Source organism: Moorena sp. SIO3I6, from assembly GCF_010672095.1.
In genome coordinates this window covers 1-2,161 of sequence record NZ_JAAHHU010000810.1, presented here as the reverse complement: position 1 = coordinate 2,161, position 2,161 = coordinate 1, and the positions used below count along the sequence as shown (strand labels likewise).

Here is a 2,161-nt window from a genome sequence, read left to right as displayed (position 1 = left end):
TCTGCCACCAAAGCCGCCATCGATAGCAAAGATCTCAACACATTCCACTGTGCCCATTTTAGCTGTCACGGTTACTTTAATTACCAAGAACCACGGAAATCGGCTCTAATTCTGGCCAATGCCCACAAACCGACCTCTGCTGAGCCCAATCCCGAGCGCTATTTACGGGTAAGTGAAGAGGAAGTATTTGACCTAAAGAAGTGTCTGACTATCGATGAAGTCTTTGGCCTACAATTAGAACAATGTCGCCTGGTCACCCTTTCTGCTTGCGAAACGGGATTGATTTACACTAACATCAGCGATGAATACATTGGTTTACCCAGTGGTTTCCTAGTGGCGGGGAGTCCAGCAGTGGTTAGTAGCTTGTGGATGGTAAACGATTTATCGACAGCGTTGTTGATGATTAAATTTTATCAGAATCTACGAGAGCAGATGGCTTTAGCAGTTGCCCTGAATCAAGCCCAATTCTGGCTGCGGGATAGTACCCAGTCTCAGTTGCTAGGCTGGAGTAGGCAGTTACCCCTAGACAACTCTTTGATAAAAACGATTGAACAAGCACTGGATTGGTTTAACCCTGATGAGCAACCCTTCCAAAACCCCTACTATTGGGCAGCATTCTGTGTAATTGGAGAGTAAAATCATGATTTCTGACCTTAAACTTCTACTATTTACCGAATTCCTGGATACCAAATCAGAAGTGTTTTCTATCGAAGACTTACAGGACTTAGATCAGACCTTAGCCCTTTTGGAGAGTAACCCACCAGAAAACGTTGAGGAAATTCTCAGGAATTGGTTCAAGGCACGGCTTACAATTAGGGATAAACTCAGAGAATTTGAGAAACAAAGAAAGGAGCTTGGCAAAGTTCCTCCCACTCCACCTATTCAGCCGGATCGCCTTGATAATTGGTTTCAGGAGCTGCGTGAGCAGGTGAAGGATCAACTTAATAGTAAAGGGAAGGGGGAACAGGGAACAGGAAGCAGTAAGTAGGGAGTAGGGAGTAGGGAGTAGCGCTGTTTGAAACCCCGAATTAATTCGTGGGATATTTTTTAATTTTGAATTGATAATTTTGAATTGGAGCGAAGCGATTGACCTCTAAAGTCTATGCCCCTAATGTCCATTTATTTGCCTTTCATCTAAAAACTAGTGAGCCAACTACCTTACTCTGGGACAAGTGCAACGAGATTATCTCTCAAAAATTTGGAGTGACTAAGCAGCTTGAAATTGAAGAAGAGTCAGGATATCGAGTAGACCTGCTCAAGGATAAAACTACTGATGATGTGGCTTTTCACTTTGGCAGTAATGTTACTTTAGATAATACTTCCCTGGCTGTTACCGGAGTTGCAACTCCCCTCAGAATTCAAGATACCTATGGCTTAGCCCTAAACCTCCGCCGTCCTGAACTAGAGCAAAATCAGACACAACGCACCCAACCAGTCCCCTCCAGCTTTTTAGAACAATTGAACCCAGCAGGCTGCTTGATGCCTGAGGAAATCAGCAGTTCCCTTGGTCAAACTTTGGTCTTAACAGTTTGGTATACAGAACAAAAACGCTTTATTCCCTGGAAGTTACTGCAAAATCGCCAGGAATTAAGACAACTCGCTGACGAGTGTTTGCGAGCCTTCATTCCCCCTCAAATCCCCTGTCCTCACTTCAATCAAGAAGGGGAATTATTCGGCAGTCCGATTTTTGAATACGGAGTTCCTAGTCAACCGGAAAAATACTGTCATATCCTGGTTTGGATTTTTTGTGAACCAGAAGCCAGTGATAAGTTTATCGATTACTATTCCAATTTTATTAACCTATTTTGTTATCGAAATAAAGTCATCCGTGCTTATCAGCTTAATCGTGATGTTTATCAGGTAATTAAAGATCAATATCAAAACATTGAGCAGTATTTTGACCAAACGTTTCAACACTGGCCAGCTAGTCAAAGGTTGAGTCAAGCAGAGTTAAATAAATTCAAGAACGATATCAAATCAGTTTCCCAAAAGGCATTAGACTACTCTCGCTTACTCCGAGATTTAGACCATTATCGACTGACAATTACGATTAACGCTGAAAACTATAAGCGAGAACTGAGGGATATCTCGGGGAAACTTCCCCAAGATGACCTGAGCTTTCTAGAAACCTTTTTCAATGATTGCCGCCTCTTTCAAGAAA

General features: G+C 42.6%; 3 protein-coding genes. All 3 read left to right on the top strand.

Features of this window, described 5'->3' with window-relative positions:
* A partial coding sequence (locus F6K49_RS43015) for a CHAT domain-containing protein (protein ID WP_293107714.1) occupies positions 1–636 on the top strand: 636 nt, incomplete at its 5' end.
* A gap of 4 nt (positions 637–640) precedes the next feature.
* Complete coding sequence (locus F6K49_RS43010; RefSeq protein ID WP_293107711.1) at positions 641–988, top strand: hypothetical protein; 348 nt, start codon at positions 641–643, stop codon at positions 986–988.
* A gap of 98 nt (positions 989–1,086) precedes the next feature.
* On the top strand, positions 1,087–2,161 hold a 1,075-nt coding region (locus F6K49_RS43005; protein WP_293107708.1), incomplete at its 3' end, for a hypothetical protein.

What these genes read in the sequence shown, in the direction of transcription:
- F6K49_RS43010 (WP_293107711.1), top strand. Translation starts at nt 641, where the DNA reads ATGATTTCTGACCTTAAACTTCTACTATTTACCGAATTCCTGGATACC.